Consider the following 1,329-nt stretch of genomic DNA (forward strand, 5'->3'; position numbering starts at 1 on the left):
CTCTCCGTAGCAGTACTGAGGTAAGGAGTACCCTGTGTTGAGTCTCTCTAGACTTGCAATGCGTCGCGTGCTTTCTTGTATTACTAAGGAAAAGACACCTTCGGGTTGTGAGGTTAAGCGACTAAGCGTACACGGTGGATGCCTAGGCAGTCAGAGGCGATGAAGGGCGTGCTAATCTGCGAAAAGCGTCGGTAAGGTGATATGAACCGTAATAACCGACGATACCCGAATGGGGAAACCCAGTGTGATACGTCACACTATTGCATGGTGAATACATAGCCATGCAAGGCGAACCGGGGGAACTGAAACATCTAAGTACCCCGAGGAAAAGAAATCAACCGAGATTCCCCTAGTAGCGGCGAGCGAACGGGGAACAGCCCAGAACCTGAATCAGTTTGTGCATTAGTGGAAGCGTCTGGAAGGTCGCACAGTAAAGGGTGATAGTCCCGTACACAAAAATGCACTTATTGTGAGTTCGAAGAGTAGGGCGGGACACGTGACATCCTGTCTGAATATGGGGGGACCATCCTCCAAGGCTAAATACTCCTGACTGACCGATAGTGAACCAGTACCGTGAGGGAAAGGCGAAAAGAACCCCGGCGAGGGGAGTGAAATAGAACCTGAAACCGTGTACGTACAAGCAGTAGGAGCCCCTCTTATGGGGTGACTGCGTACCTTTTGTATAATGGGTCAGCGACTTATATTTTGTAGCAAGGTTAACCGAATAGGGGAGCCGTAGGGAAACCGAGTCTTAACTGGGCGTCAAGTTGCAAGGTATAGACCCGAAACCCGGTGATCTAGCCATGGGCAGGTTGAAGGTTGGGTAACACTAACTGGAGGACCGAACCGACTAATGTTGAAAAATTAGCGGATGACCTGTGGCTGGGGGTGAAAGGCCAATCAAACCGGGAGATAGCTGGTTCTCCCCGAAAGCTATTTAGGTAGCGCCTCGTGAACTCATCTTCGGGGGTAGAGCACTGTTTCGACTAGGGGTCCATCCCGGATTACCAACTCGATGCAAACTCCGAATACCGAAGAATGTTATCACGGGAGACACACGGCGGGTGCTAACGTCCGTCGTGAAGAGGGAAACAACCCAGACCGCCAGCTAAGGTCCCAAAGTCATGGTTAAGTGGGAAACGATGTGGGAAGGCATAGACAGCCAGGATGTTGGCTTAGAAGCAGCCATCATTTAAAGAAAGCGTAATAGCTCACTGGTCGAGTCGGCCTGCGCGGAAGATGTAACGGGGCTAAACCATGCACCGAAGCTGCGGCAGCGACGCTTATGCGTTGTTGGGTAGGGGAGCGTTCTGTAAGCCGTTGAAGGTG

1 rRNA gene is annotated in these 1,329 nt (G+C 51.5%); it reads left to right on the plus strand.

What is annotated here, in order from left to right:
• Positions 1-111: 111 nt before the first annotated feature.
• A 23S ribosomal RNA gene (locus ACMV8I_RS21295) occupies positions 112-1,329 on the plus strand; the annotation flags it as partial.

The organism is Ewingella sp. S1.OA.A_B6 (assembly GCF_049889095.1).
Taxonomy (GTDB): domain Bacteria; phylum Pseudomonadota; class Gammaproteobacteria; order Enterobacterales; family Enterobacteriaceae; genus Ewingella.